This is a genomic window from Marinobacter iranensis, from assembly GCF_029207565.1.
GTDB lineage: Bacteria > Pseudomonadota > Gammaproteobacteria > Pseudomonadales > Oleiphilaceae > Marinobacter > Marinobacter iranensis.
The window spans coordinates 1-260 of sequence record NZ_JANCMW010000256.1 but is presented as its reverse complement, the minus strand read 5'-3'; the positions used below and the strand labels follow the sequence as shown (position 1 = coordinate 260).

The 260-nt window shown below is 69.6% G+C and carries 1 protein-coding gene; it reads right to left on the bottom strand.

The annotated features are described in order from the left end of the window. Positions 1-260: hypothetical protein (locus NLU14_RS22270; RefSeq protein ID WP_275710710.1), on the bottom strand; the 260-nt coding region annotated here is incomplete at both ends.

The window sequence follows — 260 nt, the reverse complement described above, 5'->3', positions numbered from 1 at the left end:
CCGGAACAGCGTGCCATATTCCATGCGCGGCCGGGCATCGGCCGCCCATTGTGCGGGAAGGCCGTCGAACAGCCAGCGCCGGTCCAGCGCGGCGCGGATCACGGCATCGACAAGGGCGACGGGATAGAAGCCGGTCAGGCCATAGCGGATGCGCGCCATATAGGCATCGGTGGGCGAGGCGAAGCCGTGGATCGTGCGCGGCAGCAGCACCTCCGCCTCGACGGTTTCCCCGCCGATCCGTGCCTGGATCGGCTGCAGCG